This is a genomic window from Leifsonia sp. 10L418 (genome assembly GCF_056395445.1).
On record NZ_JBFTJN010000008.1, the window covers coordinates 111297 to 129096 of the forward strand.

At 62.9% G+C, this 17800-nt stretch carries 18 protein-coding genes; 13 read left to right on the plus strand and 5 right to left on the minus strand.

Annotated elements, in window-relative coordinates; genetic code table 11:
- Positions 1-7 precede the first annotated feature (7 nt).
- Positions 8-823 (minus strand): cytochrome bc1 complex diheme cytochrome c subunit, encoded by an 816-nt coding sequence (qcrC, locus tag AC1DCF_RS15565; protein ID WP_441789748.1) that lies wholly within the window; start codon positions 821-823, stop codon positions 8-10.
- Positions 824-847: 24 nt separating this feature from the next.
- Positions 848-1516 carry an aa3-type cytochrome oxidase subunit III gene (gene ctaE / locus AC1DCF_RS15570; protein ID WP_441789749.1) on the minus strand — a complete coding sequence of 223 codons (669 nt, stop codon included), beginning with the start codon at positions 1514-1516 and terminating at the stop codon, positions 848-850.
- Positions 1517-1621: 105 nt separating this feature from the next.
- Here ctaE and trpD point away from each other — a divergent pair, with 105 nt between their 5' ends.
- Positions 1622-2674, plus strand: a complete 1053-nt coding sequence (trpD, locus tag AC1DCF_RS15575) for an anthranilate phosphoribosyltransferase (RefSeq protein WP_441789750.1) — start codon at positions 1622-1624, stop codon at positions 2672-2674.
- A gap of 81 nt (positions 2675-2755) precedes the next feature.
- Here trpD and glpK read toward each other — a convergent pair whose 3' ends face one another.
- On the minus strand, positions 2756-4270 hold the full coding sequence (glpK, locus tag AC1DCF_RS15580) for a glycerol kinase GlpK (protein WP_477211820.1): 1515 nt from the start codon (positions 4268-4270) through the stop codon (positions 2756-2758).
- 275 nt (positions 4271-4545) lie between these two features.
- Here glpK and dhaK point away from each other — a divergent pair, with 275 nt between their 5' ends.
- From dhaK to AC1DCF_RS15605, 5 genes are all read left to right on the plus strand, one after another.
- Positions 4546-5547 (plus strand): dihydroxyacetone kinase subunit DhaK, encoded by a 1002-nt coding sequence (dhaK, locus tag AC1DCF_RS15585; protein ID WP_477211821.1) that lies wholly within the window; start codon positions 4546-4548, stop codon positions 5545-5547.
- Between the two features lie 57 nt (positions 5548-5604).
- Entirely contained in the window at positions 5605-6243 is a 639-nt protein-coding gene (dhaL, locus tag AC1DCF_RS15590; protein ID WP_477211822.1) for a dihydroxyacetone kinase subunit DhaL, read from the plus strand.
- Between the two features lie 2 nt (positions 6244-6245).
- The gene (gene dhaM, locus AC1DCF_RS15595; RefSeq protein ID WP_477211823.1) at positions 6246-6947 is read left to right on the plus strand and encodes a dihydroxyacetone kinase phosphoryl donor subunit DhaM; all 702 of its coding nucleotides are present in this window, start codon (positions 6246-6248) and stop codon (positions 6945-6947) included.
- Between the two features lie 74 nt (positions 6948-7021).
- Positions 7022-7330: a hypothetical protein gene (locus tag AC1DCF_RS15600; protein ID WP_477211824.1), complete on the plus strand. Its 309-nt coding sequence runs from the start codon at positions 7022-7024 to the stop codon at positions 7328-7330.
- Positions 7331-7388: 58 nt separating this feature from the next.
- A complete protein-coding gene (locus tag AC1DCF_RS15605) occupies positions 7389-7754 on the plus strand; it encodes a hypothetical protein (RefSeq protein ID WP_477211825.1) in 366 nt (121 codons plus the stop codon).
- Positions 7755-7779: 25 nt separating this feature from the next.
- On the opposite strand, the gene AC1DCF_RS15610 is transcribed toward AC1DCF_RS15605, so the two are convergent.
- The gene (locus tag AC1DCF_RS15610) at positions 7780-8478 is read right to left on the minus strand and encodes a class I SAM-dependent methyltransferase (RefSeq protein WP_477211826.1); all 699 of its coding nucleotides are present in this window, start codon (positions 8476-8478) and stop codon (positions 7780-7782) included.
- A 240-nt stretch (positions 8479-8718) separates the two neighbouring features.
- On the opposite strand from AC1DCF_RS15610, the gene helR reads away from it, so the two are divergent.
- The 3 genes from helR (at position 8719) to AC1DCF_RS15625 (ending at position 11873) form a co-directional block, all read left to right on the plus strand.
- On the plus strand, positions 8719-10890 hold the full coding sequence (helR, locus tag AC1DCF_RS15615; RefSeq protein ID WP_477211827.1) for an RNA polymerase recycling motor ATPase HelR: 2172 nt from the start codon (positions 8719-8721) through the stop codon (positions 10888-10890).
- Between the two features lie 135 nt (positions 10891-11025).
- Positions 11026-11379 (plus strand): VOC family protein, encoded by a 354-nt coding sequence (locus AC1DCF_RS15620; RefSeq protein ID WP_477211828.1) that lies wholly within the window; start codon positions 11026-11028, stop codon positions 11377-11379.
- Complete coding sequence (locus AC1DCF_RS15625; protein ID WP_477211829.1) at positions 11376-11873, plus strand: N-acetyltransferase family protein; 498 nt, start codon at positions 11376-11378, stop codon at positions 11871-11873. The genes AC1DCF_RS15620 and AC1DCF_RS15625 overlap by 4 nt, the downstream gene beginning before the upstream one ends.
- A 438-nt stretch (positions 11874-12311) precedes the next feature.
- On the opposite strand, the gene AC1DCF_RS15630 is transcribed toward AC1DCF_RS15625, so the two are convergent.
- Positions 12312-12725: a hypothetical protein gene (locus tag AC1DCF_RS15630; protein WP_477211830.1), complete on the minus strand. Its 414-nt coding sequence runs from the start codon at positions 12723-12725 to the stop codon at positions 12312-12314.
- Positions 12726-13429: 704 nt separating this feature from the next.
- Between AC1DCF_RS15630 and AC1DCF_RS15635 the strand changes: the two genes are divergently transcribed.
- The 4 genes from AC1DCF_RS15635 (at position 13430) to AC1DCF_RS15650 (ending at position 17777) form a co-directional block, all read left to right on the plus strand.
- Positions 13430-15043 carry a phospholipase D family protein gene (locus AC1DCF_RS15635; protein WP_477211831.1) on the plus strand — a complete coding sequence of 538 codons (1614 nt, stop codon included), beginning with the start codon at positions 13430-13432 and terminating at the stop codon, positions 15041-15043.
- A 121-nt stretch (positions 15044-15164) separates the two neighbouring features.
- Entirely contained in the window at positions 15165-16028 is an 864-nt protein-coding gene (locus tag AC1DCF_RS15640; protein WP_477211832.1) for a PPK2 family polyphosphate kinase, read from the plus strand.
- A complete protein-coding gene (locus AC1DCF_RS15645) occupies positions 16028-17026 on the plus strand; it encodes a diacylglycerol/lipid kinase family protein (RefSeq protein ID WP_477211833.1) in 999 nt (332 codons plus the stop codon). The genes AC1DCF_RS15640 and AC1DCF_RS15645 overlap by 1 nt, the downstream gene beginning before the upstream one ends.
- Positions 17027-17069: 43 nt before the next feature.
- Positions 17070-17777 (plus strand): phosphatase PAP2 family protein, encoded by a 708-nt coding sequence (locus tag AC1DCF_RS15650; protein ID WP_477211834.1) that lies wholly within the window; start codon positions 17070-17072, stop codon positions 17775-17777.
- The last annotated feature ends 23 nt before the right edge of the window (positions 17778-17800 follow it).

The following is a 17800-nucleotide window of genomic DNA, read 5'->3' on the forward strand; positions in this document are numbered from 1 at the left end:
TATCCGGTTAGTTCGACTTTGCCGTGATCCACACGGTCAACGCCACGACTGCACCCAGGCCGAAGATCCAGAGGAACAAGCCCTCTGAAACAGGTCCGAGCGAGCCCAGCGCAAAACCGCCCGGCGACGGGTTGTTCTCGAGGTACTTGAGGTAGCTGATGATGTCGCGCTTGCCCTCAGGGGTGATGTTCATGTCATTGAAGACCGGCATGTTCTGCGGGCCGGTGACCATCGCCTCATAGATGTGCTTGGACGACACACCCGTCAAAGGGGGAGCGAACTTTCCCTCGGTCAGGGCGCCGCCTGCGCCGGCCACGTTGTGGCACATTGCGCAGTTGATGCGGAACAGCTCTCCACCGTTGGAGAGGTCACCCTGGCCGTCGAGCACTTCGCCCTCAGGAATCGCGGGGCCGGGAGCCAACGAAGCGACATAGGCGGCAAGAGCTGCAACCTGTTCGTCGGTGAACTGCACGGGCTTCTGTTCTGCCTGTGGTCCATTGACTGCCATCGGCATCCGGCCGGTTCCGACCTGGAAATCGACAGCAGCAGCGCCGACACCGATCAAGTTCGGGCCGTCGGCCGTGCCGTCGGCAGCGAGGCCGTGGCAGGTGGCGCAGTTGGCGGCGAAGAGCTTCTTGCCTTCGTCAATGGTCTGCTGGCTCGTGGCATCTGCTTGCGCAGTCGCGGAGCTCGTTGCACTGAAAGCTGCGTAGGCGCCTCCGGTGAAGAGCAGGCCGATGGCGATCAGGGCGACGCTGGCCAAAGGATGGCGACGACCGGCCTTGCGACCCTGCCGGGTAGTGAGTTTTCTGTTCTCGGGCATGCTGTGGTTGTCCGCTTCTGATTTCTATTTGAGAACGTAAATGACCAGGAAGAGCCCGATCCAGACGACGTCGACGAAGTGCCAGTAGTAGGAGACCACGATGGCGCTGGTGGCTTCCTTGTGACCGAAGTGCTTGACCGCGAAGGCGCGGCCGATGACCAGAAGGAATGCGATCAAACCACCGGTCACGTGGATTCCGTGGAATCCGGTTGTGATGTAGAAGGCTGAGCCGTACGCGTTGGAGCTGAGCGAGATGCCCTCCGAGACCAACGTCGCGTACTCAAGCACCTGGCCGGCCACAAAGATGGCGCCGAGGGCGTAGGTGAGGAAGAACCACTCGACCATGCCCCACTGGCTGGGCTTCCAACCGGTCGCCCGAGGCTGAAGTCGCTCTGCAGCGAACACGCCGAACTGGCATGTCACTGAGGAGGACACCAGGATCAGTGTGTTGATCAGCGCGTAAGTGAAATTGTGCTTGTCCGTCTCGAACTGCCACAGTTCGGGCGCAGTCGACCGAAGGGTGAAGTAGATGGCAAAGAGGCCGGCGAAGAACATAACTTCGCTGCCTAGCCAGACAATGGTGCCCACTGCCACGCTGTTGGGCCTGTTCACTACCGGCGCAACAGCCGTATGAGTAATTGAGGTGCTCGTCACCCCTCCATTATGGCCGATATTCGTACAGCTTTTTCTCATTCAGGCATGCCTGTCGCCCAATGGTTATGGTTAGGTAAGCCTTACCGAGCGATGAAAATCCGCGTGATTTCGGGGGAGTAGGCAGATTCCTCTACGATTGTGCGCATGCTGGAATCGCAGTCTTGGCCCAATATCCTGAGCTCCCTTCTCCGTGGAGAGGACCTGAGTGTCGCCGATGCCGCCTGGAGCATGGAACAGATCATGGTCGGCGAGGCCACAGCGGCCCAGATGGGCGCGTTTCTGGTGGCTCTTCAGGCCAAAGGGGAGACTGTCGACGAGATTGTCGGGTTCCGTGACGCGATCCTCGATCACGCCATTCCACTCCCCGTCAACCCCATGGCCTTGGACATCGTCGGCACGGGTGGAGACAGGTTCGGCACCGTCAACGTGTCCACGATGGCGTCAATTGTTTGTGCGGCCTCTGGCGTACCAGTAATCAAGCACGGCAATCGAGCGGCAAGTTCCGACTCGGGCGCGTCGGATGTGCTCGCGGCGCTCGGCATCGACCTCACGCTGTCCGCCACCACGGTCGCCGAGATCCTGGATGCGACGGGAATCACTTTCGCGTACGCCGCCGCTTTCCATCCCGGTTTCCGTCACGCAGCGGCCACGCGCAGCGAACTGGGCATCCCCACGGTCTTCAACTACCTCGGCCCACTGTGCAACCCGGCGAGGCCGGAGGCCTCGGCGGTCGGTGTCGCGACACTGTCTCGCGTTCCGCTGTTCGTCGGCGTGTTCCAAACCCGCGGTGCGACGGCCCTTGTCTTCCGCGGCGATGACGGCCTCGACGAGATGACCACGACAGGCCACAGTCACGTCTGGGAGATCTCCCGCGGACTGGTGACCGAGCACGACATCGATCCTCGCGACCTCGGCATCAAGCGGTCCAAGATGAGTGACTTGACCGGGGGAGACGCCGCGCACAACGCCTCCGTTGTGCACTCGGTTCTGGCCGGCGATCAGGGCCCGGTGCGCGACATCGTGTTGCTGAACGCCGCGGCCGGATTGGTCGCCTACGCGTTGGCACAGGATCCCTCCCAGAGCCAGATCAGCATTCTGGATCGTTTCCGCGCTCAGATGCTCGTCGCAGCGGAGGCGATCGATTCGGGCGCCGCCGCTCGCAAACTCGCACAGTGGGTCGAGGCAACCCGGGGCTGAGCCGGGCGCGTCACGTGTTGCCCCCACAAAAGTCCGACCGACCTGCCCTGATGGCGTGGTCGGTCGGACTCTGCTGTTTCGTCAGTTGACGTCTTCGTCGACCCATCCGAAGGTCTTTGTCACGGCCTTCTTCCAGTTGCGCAGCTGACGTGCCCGCTCCGCCTCATCCATCTGCGGCGTCCACCGGCTGTCTTCTTGCCAGTTGGCCCGCAGATCGTCAAGGTCGCTCCAGAACCCGACGGCAAGGCCTGCCGCATAGGCAGCGCCGAGCGCAGTCGTCTCGGCGACCACGGGGCGAACGACCGGGACGCCCAGGATGTCAGCCTGGAACTGCATGAGCAGATTGTTCGCGATCATTCCGCCATCCACCTTGATTTCGGTCAGCGGCACGCCAGAATCTGCGTTGACGGCTTCGATGACCTCACGCGTCTGAAAGGCAGTCGCCTCGAGTGCAGCACGGGCGATATGGCCCTTGTTGACAAACCGAGTCAACCCAACCAGCGCGCCACGGGCATCCGATCGCCAGTACGGTGCGAACAGGCCGGAGAACGCCGGCACGAAGTAGGCGCCGCCGTTGTCGTTGACGGTTCGAGCCAGTGCTTCGATCTCGTCGGCCGACGAGATCAGGCCGAGGTTGTCACGCAACCACTGCACGAGAGCACCGGTCACGGCGATTGAGCCTTCCAAAGCGTAGTGCGGAGCTGCGTCGCCGAGCTTGTAGCCCAACGTGGTGAGGAGGCCGTTCTTGGAGTGGACGATTTCTTCGCCGGTGTTGAAGATGAGGAAGTTGCCCGTGCCGTAGGTGTTCTTCGCCTCGCCGGTGTCGAACGCGGCCTGGCCGAACGTTGCTGCCTGCTGGTCGCCCAGGATGCCCGCAACCGGAACTTCTCGCAGCAACGAGTGTTCCTCGACGATCCCGTACACCTCTGACGAGCTCTTGATCTCGGGAAGCATGGACTTCGGCACATTGAATGCGGCGAGGATGTCGTCGTCCCACTGCAGCGTCTCGAGATCCATGAACATCGTGCGCGACGCGTTGGTCACATCCGTGGCATGCACGCCGCCGTTGACACCACCGGTGAGATTCCAGAGAACCCACGCGTCGGTGTTGCCAAAGAGCAGGTCGCCGGCTTCTGCCTTCGCCCGGGCACCCTCAACGTTCTCCAGGATCCAGACGATCTTGGTGCCCGAGAAGTAGGTCGCCAAGGGCAGGCCCACCTTCTGTTTGAAGCGCTCGACGCCACCGTCGGCGGCCAGCCGGTCGACGATCGGCTGGGTGCGGGTGTCTTGCCAGACAATCGCGTTGTACACCGGCTCGCCGGTTGTCTTATCCCAGACGACTGCAGTCTCACGCTGGTTCGTGATTCCGACTGCCTTGATGTTGTGGCGGGTGATGTTCGCCTTGGCCAAAGCCTGACCAATTACTTCACGAACGTTGTTCCAGATCTCCTTGGGGTCGTGTTCGACCCACCCGGCTTGCGGAAATATCTGTTCGTGTTCGAGCTGGCCGGTCGAGACGACCGAGCCTTCTTTACTGAAGATGATGGCCCGAGAACTCGTTGTTCCCTGGTCGATCGCGAGAATGTAATCAGTCATGGTGACCTCCGTTGGGCGGACTCTCTACCGTCGCTGGCCGGCGCAGTTGCTGCACATGAGGCGTGGAGATGAGACGCTGCAACGAACGGGGGCCAGGGTGAGCGTTTGGCTACACCCTAGCCTCGGCGCTCTGTGAGGGGAATGGCCAGGGTCCTCCGTGCGCGTTGCCCTTACCCCGCGGGCGAGCATGGCGTAGTTTGAGCGGGAGAACCACGACGATTCGAGACGGAGCAGACGTCCGGGTGGTTTCAGATTTGCCGAGTGAACGGAAGCTCATGAAGAAGCTCATCAATGATCCGAAGAATGTCGTTACCGAGGCTGTGTCAGGTTTCGGTGCGGCCCATGCCGATCTGGTCACGGTCTCCCTCGACCCGATCTTCATCGTTCGCCGTGACGCACCGGTGTCCGGAAAAGTGGGAATAGTGAGTGGCGGTGGCAGCGGCCATGAGCCCATGCACGGCGGGTTCGTCGGGCCGGGCATGCTCGATGCCGCAGTTCCTGGGGCAGTGTTCACTTCCCCGACGCCCGATCCCATCCTTGCCGCGACGAAGGCAGTCGACGGCGGCGCCGGAGTGCTGCACATCGTCAAGAACTACACCGGCGACGTGCTCAATTTCGAGACAGCGGCCGACCTGGCAGCGGCCGAAGACATCGACGTGCGCGCAGTGATCATCAACGACGATGTTGCGGTCAAAGACTCGCTGTACACGGCCGGGCGTCGTGGGGTTGCCGGTACCGTGCTCGTGGAAAAGATTGCCGGTGCGGCGGCCGAACGCGGCGACGATCTCGCCGGCGTGGCTGCAATTGCCGAAAAGGTGAATGCGCAGGTGCGAACCATGGGCGTTGCCCTCACCCCGTGTGTGGTTCCCCACGCCGGTGAGCCGAGCTTCACCCTGGCCGATGACGAGATCGAAATCGGTATCGGTATCCACGGCGAACCCGGGCGGGAACGCATCAAACTCGAACCGGCCGATGCGATTGTCGACCGGCTGCTCGCCGCGGTGGTCGACGATGTGCCCTTCGTCGCCGGTGACAAAGTGCTGCTGATGGTGAACGGCATGGGCGGCACGCCGCAGGTCGAGCTGTACATCGTCTATCGGCGTGCGGCCGAGGTGCTCACCGAAAAGGGGATCGACGTCACCCGGTCATTGGTCGGAAACTTCACCACCTCCCTCGAAATGCAGGGCGCGTCCATTAGCGTGTTGAAATTGGATGACGAACTGACCACGCTCTGGGATGCACCGGTTCACACCGCTGCATTGCGCTGGGGTCGGTAGGGAACTGAGGCGGATCTGCCCCGGACGGTCGAGGTTAAAGTTGGAGAAGGAGACCGAATGAGTGTGGGAGCCGACTGGGCCGAGGCATGGATCAGGCGAAGCGCGGCGGAGATCGCCCTGAATCGCGCCGAGTTGAACACGCTGGATCGGGACATCGGCGACGGCGACCACGGTGAAAACATGGATCGCGGCTTTCAGGCTGCCCTTCCGAAGCTCACCGAGCTAGCCAATACGGCGACTCCGTCCGATGTGTTCAAAGTCCTCGCCACGACGCTGATCTCCACGGTCGGCGGCGCGGCCGGCCCGCTCTACGGCACCGCGTTTCTCAAGGGATCGCTCTCGATCGTGGGTCTGACCGAACTCGACGGCACCGGCATCGTCACCTTTCTCACCGCGGCACGTGACGGCATCGTTCTGCGCGGCAAGGCCGAGTCGGGAGACAAAACCATGGTCGATGCCTGGACGCCCGCCGTCGACGCCGCGGCGGCGGCAAACGGGGCGGGCGCGAACGTCGCGGAGATTCTCGCCCGCGCGGCCGATGCCGCGCAGGCTGGGGCTGTGTCCACTGAACCCTGGGTTGCCCGCAAGGGGCGGGCGAGCTACCTGGGCGACCGGGCCATCGGTCACCGTGACCCCGGGGCCGAGTCGACGGCGCTTCTGCTTCGGGCCGCAGCCGACGCGGCAGGGACGGCTTAGCCGTGGCTGCAGCAGGCGCGCGGGTCGGGGTCGTCTTTGTCTCGCATAGTGAGAAGATCGCCGATGGTCTCGTTGACCTCGCCCGGCAGATGGCACCGACCGCGCTTCTCGTCGCGGCAGGTGGTACCGACGAGGGCGGCATCGGCACGAGCTTTGACAAGGTCAGTTCGGGCATGGCAGCGGCCGACACCGGTGCCGGCGTTGTGGTGTTGTGCGACCTCGGCTCAGCGATTCTGACTGCGGAGACGGCGCGTGATTTTCTTGTTGACGCAGACCGCGAGCGTGCAGTGATTGTTGATGCGCCGCTGGTCGAGGGTGGTGTTGCCGCCGCAGTTGCGGCCGAGTCGGGAGAAGACCTCGCCGCGGTGGTCGCTGCGGCGCAGTCGGCGAATGCTGCGCACGTCCCCGTCCAGGCGCCGGCCGGCCCGGTGTCCAGTGCGGTACCTGCCGGCTACACCCGAACGGTGACTTTGATCAACGCCGACGGCTTGCACGCGCGACCCGCTGCCGACTTCGTCAAACTTGCAACGACCTTTCCGGTGCGGGTGACGGTCAACGGCAAGGATGCGAAGAGCTTGCTGGGCATCATGGCGCTGGGGCTCACCCGGGGTACCGCTGTCGAGATCAACACCCTTGATGACGAGGGAAAGGGCGCCGTCGACGCCTTGGCCGCCTTGATCGAATCGGGCTTCGGCGAGGCCTGATCAGCTGATGATGCTCCGTTCGGCCGTGTCGAATAACTCGTGCGGATCAGGGCGATCCGGCGTATCGTGTGGGCATGGCCGACGAGAAGAAGTCCCGAGCGAACGGGGCATACGCGCACCTCTTCGAATGGGTGGAAGACAAGCTTCGACCAGCATTCGAGAACCCGCCGCCCGGCCGTTACGACGCGGAGACCAGCGTCGACTTGGCTGTGTGCCCCGTCTGCGGGCGATCCATGCAAGAGCACGTCATTGACCATTCGGTACAGAACACTCGGTTGATCTGCCCAGGTCCGCCGACTAACACCGGTGACCCCGATGTGTTTGAGCCGGTCAACGAATTCGGCATGGTCATCCACCCGACGCCAGAGGATACCTCCACCTAGGTTGCCGGACGCCCTGCCGCTGGTAGTGTCGGCGCATGAGCGGGAGCCGGCGGTCGCGATGAAGCGTCTCAGCGGCATGAGCCGGTCTGGTGGGGGAGTGGCGCGACCGAGTCGGGTCTGGTGGTTCGTTGGAGCGGGGTTCATTGCAACGGCGGTACTTGCTGCGGTGACGGTGGCGGCACCGGTCGCGTCACTCGTTGTCGTGGTCTTGTTCTGGGCCTCCATCGCCGTGGGGATGGTGGTCCGATTGGTCAAGGCGCGGCCTGGCTCGCGCATCCGTTCTGCCTTCGGGCCGGTGATGAGCGCTGCCGAGGAGTACCAGCGGCTGTACACGACTCAGCCGGGACTCGGCATCTCGATCGACTACGCGATCCGGGAGCAACAGGAGAACAGCGCTGAAACGCCGGGAGGGCAAGACCGCTGAATCTGCGGAAGGCGAATATGACCGTTCATCGCTTCTGGGCGGTATAGACCACAAGCGATCCGCACAGTCGATAGGGCACTCCGCCGCGTTCCTCGCAGACCGACGCGGATTCAGTCATTGCGCGCAACACCGTCCATCCAGCAAAAAGCGAGCTGAAACACGCCCGTGCGTCAGCGGCAGAGAGTGTGGTCTCGACGATTCCGGTGGAGCGTGAACCATCGGCAGCAATCTCTACTCGGTCGGCAACGACCCCGAACGAGACGATTCCTCCGGGAACTGTCGCCTCCCGGCACTGCGTGAGGAGCGCTCGCATGGCACGGGGGGAGTTGAGATGCTCAATGACCGAGAAGCCGACAATCAGCGCCGTAGGGTCATCGCCGAGTCGGTAGTCTTCGAGGTCCGCGACCACGGGCATGACCGACTCGAGCACCCCGGCGGCGCGACAATTGCTGACGAGCATCGCGACAGCGCTGGGAAGTAAATCGACCGCGGTGACGGTCGAACCGATGGGGAGAAGCTGTGCCATCGGCACCGTATGTCGTCCGACTCCTGCTCCGAGATCGTATGCTCGGACCGGCTCGGTTTGAGAGACGAGACTGATTGCCTCGAGTACCGACGGGTGCGGCGCGGCCAGCCAGGAACCATCCGTGCCGAGCGACGTGACGGCGTAGAAACTCTCGTGATAGCGAATGGTTTCCAAGCGAGCCGCGCTGATGCCAGCCATGAACTCGACGCTACTCCGACAGCGGATTGCACGATACGGCAGGTGCCGGCGGGCGGGCCAGGAGCGCGAGGCGCGGGCTCGGCGCATCCGTCGTCTGGTGAAGCAAACAGCAGCAATGGTGTCTGCTCGGCAACGACGCATGTCCTTCCACTTCCAATCTATCGCCGAGGGGGTACCTTGCGGCAAGCCCCCTGTCGTGTCCCACACTTGTCGTGCCCCGTTAAGGAGGGAGTTGCTGTCATGACGGTGACCACCAGTGCGTTTGATCTTCCCGACCGCCTCGCTGCTAAAGCTGACCCGCGACTGATCGGGAGCGATGAGCAACACTTCGCTGACATTGCGACGACTCTCGAGCAGTCGATTGCCGAGCTGACGGCCCGGCTCGCTGGTCTGCGCAGGGCGCCCGGCGGTAGCGGTCAGGAAGCGATGGACCGCGACCTGGAGATCCACCGACTGACGTCCCGCCTCCGGCTTCTGCGCCGGTTTGGACTGGACCTCTGCCTCGGCCACGTCGTTCGGGCCGACAATTCTGAAACCATCTATATCGGGCGGCTGGGGCTGGTCGATAACACGGGCCGTCGGCTCCTCCTCGACTGGCGTTCCCCGGCGGCCGAGCCGTTCTTCGGGGCGACACACGCCAACCCGATGGGCATGGCCAGCCGTCGCCGGTATCGCTGGACGCGCGGACGGATCAGCGACTATTGGGACGAAGTCTTCGCCCTCGACGGGCTGGAAGGTCGCGCTGCTCTCGACGACCAAACCGCCTTCATCGCCAGTCTGGGCAGCAGCAGGTCGTCACACATGCGTGACGTGCTCAGTACAATCCAGGCCGACCAGGATTCCATCATCCGCGCAGGGTCTCGTGGCGCTCTGGTCGTCGAGGGCGGGCCGGGAACGGGCAAGACGGTTGTTGCTCTGCACCGCGCCGCATACCTCTTGTACTCCGACTCGCGGATCGCCCGGGGTGGGGGAGGCGTGCTCTTCGTCGGTCCGCACCAGGCCTATCTGGCCTATGTCAACGATGTTCTACCCAGCCTGGGAGAGGAGAGCGTGCAGATTTGCACGCTGCGCGACTTCGTGGCCGAGGGTGCGTCGGCGCAGGTGGAGATCGATTCGGATGTCGCCCGGTTGAAGGCAATGGGCGACCTGCTGAGTGCAATCGAGGCTGCGGTGAGGGTGTACGAGCGTGCTCCGTTGAACGCCATGACGATTGAGACGCCCTGGTCGGATGTCTGGCTCAGCGCTGCCGAGTGGTCTGAGGCATTCGACGCCCCGGACCCCGGTACTCCGCACAATGAGGCGCGTGACCAGGTGTGGAACGCTCTCCTCGACATCCTGATCGACAAATTCGACGATGAAGAAGTCGCACCCCAGACGGTGCGTCGGGCACTGCTGCAGAACGACGAGCTGACCAGTATTTTCACGAAGGCCTGGCCGTTGCTCAACCCGGTCGGAATCGTCAGCGACCTGTGGTCGGTTCCCGCCTATCTCGGCGCGTGCGCGCCGTGGCTCACTTCCGAGGAGATTCGGATACTGCAGCGCCCGGATGCCCAGGCCTGGACGGTATCCGACCTGCCCTTTCTGGACGCCGCGCGCCTGCGAGTGGGTGATCCGGGAGTGGCTCGACGCCAGCGTTTGCGCGAAGCCCAGATCGTCACAGATCGGGACCAGATGGAGCGAGTCGTCGACGATCTCATCGCGGCAGACGACTCAGAGCTGCTCGTGATGTCGATGTTGCGCGGTCAGGATGCCCAGAACAGTTTGCTGGACGAGTCAGCGTTGCCTAACGCTGACCCTGACCTCCTTGCGGGACCGTTTGCCCACATCATCGTCGACGAGGCTCAGGAACTGACGGATGCCGAATGGAGGATGCTGCTGGTTCGGTGCCCGTCCCGGAGCTTCACCATTGTGGGGGACCGGGCGCAGGCGCGGCATGGGTTCACCGAGTCGTGGGACGAGCGGCTCGCCCGGATTGGGCTGGGGAACTTCAGTCTGAACTCATTGAGCATCAACTACCGTACGCCTGAGGAGATCATGGTCGAGGCTGAGCCGGTCATTCGGTCAGTGTTCCCGCATGCCAACGTGCCGACCTCCGTCCGCCGAAGCGGGGTTCCGGTCGAGCACGCATTAGTGTCGGATCTCGGGTCGATCCTCGAGGGCTGGCTCGCCGAGCATCCCGAAGGAGTCGCGGCCGTCATCAGCACCGACGGAAGCGATGGCGACGTCTTCACCTCACTGCCTCGCATCCGGTTTGTTACCCCGGAACTCTCACAGGGACTTGAGTTCGATCTCGTCGTGCTCATCGACCCCGAAACATTCGGAACGGGCATCGAAGGGGCAGTTGACCGTTACGTCGCGATGACTCGGGCGACCCAACGCCTCGTCATCCTGTCGACGGCAAAGCGCGACTGAGCTTGAAGTGGCACACATTCCTTGCGGTTCTCGTGAATTCGGGTGGCTGCTTGCGCGACCCCGCCAGTAAGCTGGCCGCAAATCGGCCGCGGGCGGATTGCTCGAGGCTGACGTTGTGTAACGAGGAGGCAGATCATGGGCGTGACGGGAATCGGCGGGCTCTTCTTCCGCAGTAATGATCCGGACGCACGGGCGGCGTGGTACCGCGAGCATCTCGGTATCGAGGCCGGTCAGGACAAAATCTGGCAGCAGGAAGCAGGCATGACCGTCTTCGCGCCGTTTCCCGCCGACAGCGACTATTTCGCGGCGGACCAAGCGTTCATGCTCAACGTGCGCGTCACGGAGCTGGATGCGTTGGCCGGGAAGCTGGAGGCGGCGGGCATCGCCGTGGAGCGCCGTCCCGAGTGGAACACCGACGACTACGGTACCTTCGCCCGCATCCACGACCCCGAGGGACTGGCGATCGAGCTGTGGGAGCCGCCGGAGTGATCCGTTTCGAGATCACACAGCCGACTGTGGCGGATGCCCCGGTCATCGCAGCACTCCATGTCGCCACGTGGCGAGAGGCGTACGGCCATCTGCTTCCTGCGGAATTCTTTATGGAGAAGCACCTGCACGGACGTCAGGAGCAGTGGGATCAGGCCCTTCGAAATCCCCGCGATGAATGGACGATTCGGGTTGCCAGGACAGGGGAGGGGATCGTCGGGTTCGCCGTGGCCGGGCCAAGCTCTGGTCCGGAGGGACGACACCTCCCTCGGGAGCGCCAGTTGTACAGCCTCTACGTGCTGGCGGACTCTCACGGAACCGGCGTCGGCCAAGCGCTGCTCGACGCGGTACTGGGCGAGGTGCCGGCGATGCTCTGGGTGGCGAAGGAGAATCCACGCGCCATCGCGTTCTATCGTCGCAACGGATTCGAGTTCGACGGCGTTGAGACGTTTGACCTGAGCGCTCCGGGGATCACGCACGCCCAGATGGTGCGTTAGTCGAGGGGAGTGGACTGCCAGCATTAATGCTCGTAGAGTTCCATCCACAGGGGAGGCGGAGCCTATGCTCAAGAGAATTCTCGGTCTAGTCGGTCGAGCCTTCCAATGGCTTGCTGCCGTGATCACTCAGGTCGGCGGTGCGGCCAATGGAGGTCGAGAGGCTGACCAGTCTGCGCGTTCGCTTTATGAGGAGAAGAAGGACTACCGCCCGTAGCGAGCTTCACGATTTCTCGTTGACAGCTATGCGGTGCTCAATACAGTCGGTGCAGTACGCAAAGCGTATTGAGAGCTGGAACGCCTCGCCCTGGACGGGTAGCCCTTGTCTGCCATCATCCGATCTGGACGAGTGCGGCCCTCGCTGCCGACGGCAAAGGGTAGCCCCCGGTCGCTCAAGGACCGGAAGCCATGTTGAGGATACGTGGCTCGGTGTTACGCGGGTCAGGAGCGCAGTCTCAACGCGGAGACGCTGGCCATCACGGCGCCGATGAGCACCGGGTAGCCGCTCGCTGCGCCGAAGGCCACCGCATTGAACGGATTCAGCCAATCTGAAGCCGACCCCGACGATCCGATTCGTGCTGCCACAACGGCGGCGACGACGAGGACGATGACAACGCCGGCCGTCAGGCCCACTACGGGCCAGCGCCACGCAATGGCGACCACGAGGGCGCCGACGAGGGCGATCAACGCCAGGGTCAGAGGATTGACCGTGAAGGTCCCAGGGATTTGCGCCGTCGCGACCACCGCGATGACGTAGTAGACAACGACGCCCGTGAGGGCACCGAGTACCAACGACACCGCGATCTTGGAACCACTCAATCGTGCATGGCCCAACTCAGAATCTGATTTCACCATAAAAGCATCCCTTATCAGTTGACCCCTGCCTTAAGGAATCTGTTTCCCCCCAGAGCCTTGACGCACAGGTCTACCAGCGAACTTTTCAACCTGTCTAGATCCCTCTACCCCCCCCCAGTCCGGGTGCCGGCGCGGAGCTCTGACTTTGTCCTGCATTGACGGTTCGTCAGGGGATCATTCAGGGACACACCTCATGAGAAGAACGACATGTCTGATGAGACCGGACAATCGAGGAGGCGTCGGGATGCTTCTCCAGATCTTCTGATGGTGAAATCGATTAACCGCATTTCTACAAAGGTCTGGCTCTGGTGAGCCATCAGTTCGCCTTCACAGGAGGCGCGGTTCAGACGCGCTGCCTACTCGCCAACGCACACGGCCCCGGAATTCTGTGAGAAACGCGGCCTCGAGATCGCACGCTTCCTAGCCAAGGACGCTGATTAGACACGGATGGATACGCAGCTGAGTGAACTCGTTCGAGCGGATCGCTCTGGGTGATCCGACGAATCAGTCCGCCTATGTCACGAATATCAGTTCGGGGGCATGGGAGTTCTGCTTCCAAAACGTCTGTGTCTGTTGGGGCCGCTAGCAAGGAGCTTGGGCAAGATCCTACGATAGCTACGGCCGGGTGCGACGCAGGTGCAACGGTCCGGATCACGAACACCCTCTATTTTCGACGCATCGGCCGGTGCCGTACACTGCGTGGGGTGGTCAATGATCCTGGCATCTGGTTCCTGAATCGCGCTGAGCGGGGGAATCTGGCCACTGCCGTGCACGCCGGCGCCACCGGGTTGCCGTCCTGGTCCGAGGGTAATCTTGTGCAGCCTCTGATTCATGGCGCAACCTACTTCGCACGGCTGCACGAGGAGCTGACGGCGCTGCACGCAGGAGACCGCGTGTGGTTCACCGACTGGCGTAGCGACGCCGACGAGCGGCTGCTGGCAGACGGACCCTCGATCGGCGATCTGCTTGCTGGCTTGGCCCGTGTGGGAGTGGAAGTGCGGGGCCTTGTCTGGAGATCCCACGGAGAACGTGTGTCGCCCCCGATCAGCGGCCGAGCCAATGAGTTGCTCAGCCGTCAGATCAACGCCGCAGGCGGAGAGGTGTTGCTGGATCAGCGAGTACGCCTGTTCGGCTCCCATCACCAAAAATTCTTCGTCATCCGCCATCGCGACAACCCGTCGCGGGACATCGCATTCGTTGGCGGGATCGACCTCAGCCACAGCCGTCGGGACGACGCCGGCCACGCCGGAGACCCGCAAGCACTGACCATGGATTCACGGTACGGCCAACGACCCCCGTGGCACGATGCTGCCCTTCAACTGCGTGGCCCCGTGGTGAGTGACCTACTGGCAGTTTTCGCTGAACGGTGGAACGACCCTACTCCGCTGGACCGGCGCACTCCCTACCGGATGCTGAAGCAACGACTTGCCCGCATGCCTCCGCAACCCAAGCCGCTCCCAGAAACGTTGCCACCACCACCACCGGCGGGCCCTCACGCTGTACAGCTGTTGCGCACTTACGGGGTGAAACGTCCGCCGTTCCCGTTCGCGCCGGCCGGGGAGCGCAGCGTTGCGCGCGCCTACGCGAAAGCCTTCGCCCGCGCCCGCTCTCTGATCTATATTGAGGACCAGTACATGTGGTCGACTGAGGTCGCGGCCGCTCTCGCCAAGGCCCTCAAACGGAACCCCGAATTGAACGTGATCGCCGTCGTGCCCCGTTACCCTGCCTCCGACGGCCCTCTCACGGGGCCGCCGAGCCGGATCGGGCAACTGCGTGCCATAAGAATGCTGCGCCAAGTCGCGCCAGGCCGCGTCGGTGTGTTCGACCTTGAGAACAGTGCCGGAACTCCGATCTACGTCCACGCCAAGATCTGCATCGTCGACGATACCTGGATCACCTGCGGCTCAGACAACTTCAACCGTCGATCCTGGACCACCGACAGCGAGCTCACCTGCGCAGTCCTCGACACCACTGCCGACAACCGGGACCCATCCGGTACCGAGACCGGCCACGACGATTCCCGACGGCTGGCCCGCGATCTCCGCCTCCAACTCTGGGCCGAACACCTGGGTATGGACCAGAACGATCCCCAACTCTACGACCAGTCGGCTGGGCTCAAACTTTGGAACACCGCCGCCGCCGGTCTCGACCGCTGGCACGAAACTGACCGCCGCGCCCCTCGACCCACCGGAAACGTGCGCCACCACACTCCCGAACCCGTCCCGCCCATCCAACGACTGTGGGCGGTCCCGATCAGCCGCCTCGTCCTCGACCCAGATGGCCGCCCCCGCCGGCTGCGAGGTACTGCGCAGTTTTAGGCCCACGAGGGTGGCGCCACCATCACGGCACGCAGATCACACAACCAGCTCGAGCCATCCACTCGACGCTGGTGCCGAGAGCGGTGCCGGTGGAGAATAAGCACCCTGCGAAAGGTGCATCATGGGTAAGGACATCAGAGCATTCTGGACCGAAGACCTGTTCAGCGCGTTGCGTGTGACGCCAGGATTCACACTGGCACACGTCGAGACGGGCTCGACTCCGGGCTTCAACGGACGGAAGAAGGACTCCGCCGCGGCAGGAGCGGAAGGCGCCGGCATCCTCTCTCATCTACAGGAGATGCTTTTCGCGAACAGCAAATGCGGGGACAACCGCAAGGTGCTCCTCGTGTTGCAAGCCATGGACACGGCGGGAAAAGGCGGAATCGTTCGACACGTCGTTGGCGCCGTCGACCCACAGGGGATCAGCCACTTCGCCTTCAAAGCACCCACTAGGGCGGAACTCCGCCACGACTTCCTCTGGCGTATCCGCAAACGTCTGCCCGAGGCCGGCATGATCGGAGTGTTCGACCGCTCCCATTACGAGGACGTGCTTATCGCACGTGTTCATGAACTCGTCCCGGCAGCGGAAATCGAGAAACGCTACGACCTGATCAACAAGTTCGAGCAGGAGCTTGTCGACGATGACACCACCGTGATCAAGGTCATGCTGCAGATCAGCTCGGCCGAGCAAAAGTCGCGCCTCGCCGAGCGTCTGGACCGCCCCGACAAGTACTGGAAATACCACACCGTCGACGTTGACGAGCGGGCTCGCTGGTCGGGTTACCAGGAGGCATACCAGGTAGCGCTGGAGCGCACCTCTACTGCTGCGGCGCCCTGGTTCGTTGTTCCCGCCGATAGGAAATGGTATGCGCGCCTGGCTGTGCAACACCTCCTTGCTAACGCGCTGAATAGCATGGTCCTGTCCTGGCCAGCGGCAGAGTTCGACATTCCCGCCGAGAAGCTCCGTCTGGCCGCGACCACCTGATGGCCTCCACTCGTTCATTTCCTGATGCAGCAGCGTCCCGTGTGGCCGCCGTCGTCTACAACCCGATCAAGGTCGATCTGGCGGCCGTCAAAGCCGCGGTGACTGTTGAAGAAAGAGACGGCGGATGGGGACCGACACTGTGGTTCGAAACCAGCGAGGAGGACGCCGGCCAGGCGGCAACCAAAAAAGCACTCGCAGCCGGTGCCGGCATGGTCATCGCGGCCGGGGGAGATGGCACCGTTCGCGCCGTTGCCGAGGCGGTGCATGACAGCGCTGCGTCGCTCGCGTTGCTTCCGTCCGGGACGGGAAACCTTTTGGCTCGCAATCTCAGCCTCCCTCTCGATGATCTGGAAGAGTCCATCCACATCGCGTTCACCGGTGACGACCACAATATCGATCTCGCCCTCATCGATATTCAGGGCGAGGACCAGTCAACAACTCGACACGCGTATGTTGTCATGGCCGGCCTCGGCCTCGATGCGAAAATGCTCGTGCACACCGACGACGACCTCAAGAAGAAGATCGGCTGGCTTGCCTACGTCAGTGCTCTCCTTGCAGCCGTGCGCGACAAGGAACAACTTCACCTGCGCTACAGCCTCGACAAAGGGCGAACTCGCTCGGCCCGCGTGCACACCCTCATCGTCGGCAACTGTGGTTCTCTCCCCGCTGACATCGTTCTCCTTCCCGATGCGGCCGTCGACGACGGCATGTTCGAACTTGTCCTTCTGCGCCCTGAAGGCTTCATGGGTTGGTTGCAGATCGCCGTCAAGATCATCTGGGAGAACGGGGTACTCCGCCGCACGGAAACCGGGCGCACATTGGCCGGCCCGACGAAGAGAATTAGAGCGCTCCACTACGCCACAGGGAGTGAGCTGACGGTCCGCTTCACGCGGGCCCATGACATCGAGCTGGACGGCGACAGCTTCGGCACAGCACAAGCACTGAAGACCTGGATCGAACCGGGAGCACTGACGGTGCGTCTGGCGGCTGAAGATTGAGCCATCACATAACTATCGGCCACTGGCGATTTACCATTGCTCCATGGGCATCCGTCGGACCCCCGAGGTAGCAGCCAAGCCACCTGCGAAACGCATCACACGCCTCTGGCCGCTGGTGAGCGGCATCGCCGCGCTAGTGCTCACCTTTGCATTGGGCGCACTGATCGTGCTCCGCAACAACGGGTTGCCGTTCTCGATCGACACCAGGTGGATGCAGGATGTCATCGAGCATCGCGCGCCCGTCTGGGACGCCCTCTCGCTCGCAATGAATTACCTCGGTGGCGGCCTGGCCGCAATCCTCATCGTGCCGGTGCTCATCATCGCCGCCCTCTTGCTCGTGAAACGTCCCTGGGCAGCCGGGTACTACCTCGTGGCCACTCTGGTGACCGGGGGCACCGTGCAACTTCTCAAGCATCTGTTTGGCAGGGCGCGGCCAGAAGACATTCTCGTAACCGTCGATTACGGATCATTCCCGTCTGGTCACGTCGCGAACGCAGCGACCATGGCCGCCGTTCTCTTTATCCTTTTCCCACGCTTCTGGGTAGGGGCAGCCGGTGTCTTGTATACGGCCGTGATGATGTTCAGCCGCACCTACCTCGGCGCGCATTGGCTGAGCGACACGATCGGCGCGTTACTCCTGGGGATTGGGGTCGCGATCGTCGTCTGGGCGCCGCTTGCCGCGAAACTCGACGGTGAGCATGAACTTGCACCGCCGTATCCCGCGAAGCTCAGGCATCCGCGCCAGGAATGAGTGAGAAGGTCTGAAAGTCGATC

Bases quoted from the DNA above. Each gene is read 5' to 3' on its own strand.
- AC1DCF_RS15620 (WP_477211828.1), top strand. From the start codon at position 11,026: ATGGGCGTGACGGGAATCGGCGGGCTCTTCTTCCGCAGTAATGATCCG.
- AC1DCF_RS15600 (WP_477211824.1), top strand. From the start codon at position 7,022: ATGGCCGACGAGAAGAAGTCCCGAGCGAACGGGGCATACGCGCACCTC.
- AC1DCF_RS15630 (WP_477211830.1), bottom strand. From the start codon at position 12,725: ATGGTGAAATCAGATTCTGAGTTGGGCCATGCACGATTGAGTGGTTCC.
- AC1DCF_RS15605 (WP_477211825.1), top strand. From the start codon at position 7,389: ATGAAGCGTCTCAGCGGCATGAGCCGGTCTGGTGGGGGAGTGGCGCGA.
- AC1DCF_RS15645 (WP_477211833.1), top strand. From the start codon at position 16,028: ATGGCCTCCACTCGTTCATTTCCTGATGCAGCAGCGTCCCGTGTGGCC.
- glpK (WP_477211820.1), bottom strand. From the start codon at position 4,270: ATGACTGATTACATTCTCGCGATCGACCAGGGAACAACGAGTTCTCGG.
- dhaK (WP_477211821.1), top strand. From the start codon at position 4,546: ATGAAGAAGCTCATCAATGATCCGAAGAATGTCGTTACCGAGGCTGTG.
- AC1DCF_RS15650 (WP_477211834.1), top strand. From the start codon at position 17,070: ATGGGCATCCGTCGGACCCCCGAGGTAGCAGCCAAGCCACCTGCGAAA.
- AC1DCF_RS15640 (WP_477211832.1), top strand. From the start codon at position 15,165: ATGGGTAAGGACATCAGAGCATTCTGGACCGAAGACCTGTTCAGCGCG.
- trpD (WP_441789750.1), top strand. From the start codon at position 1,622: ATGCTGGAATCGCAGTCTTGGCCCAATATCCTGAGCTCCCTTCTCCGT.
- AC1DCF_RS15610 (WP_477211826.1), bottom strand. From the start codon at position 8,478: ATGGCTGGCATCAGCGCGGCTCGCTTGGAAACCATTCGCTATCACGAG.
- helR (WP_477211827.1), top strand. From the start codon at position 8,719: ATGACGGTGACCACCAGTGCGTTTGATCTTCCCGACCGCCTCGCTGCT.
- dhaL (WP_477211822.1), top strand. From the start codon at position 5,605: ATGAGTGTGGGAGCCGACTGGGCCGAGGCATGGATCAGGCGAAGCGCG.
- qcrC (WP_441789748.1), bottom strand. From the start codon at position 823: ATGCCCGAGAACAGAAAACTCACTACCCGGCAGGGTCGCAAGGCCGGT.
- ctaE (WP_441789749.1), bottom strand. From the start codon at position 1,516: ATGAGAAAAAGCTGTACGAATATCGGCCATAATGGAGGGGTGACGAGC.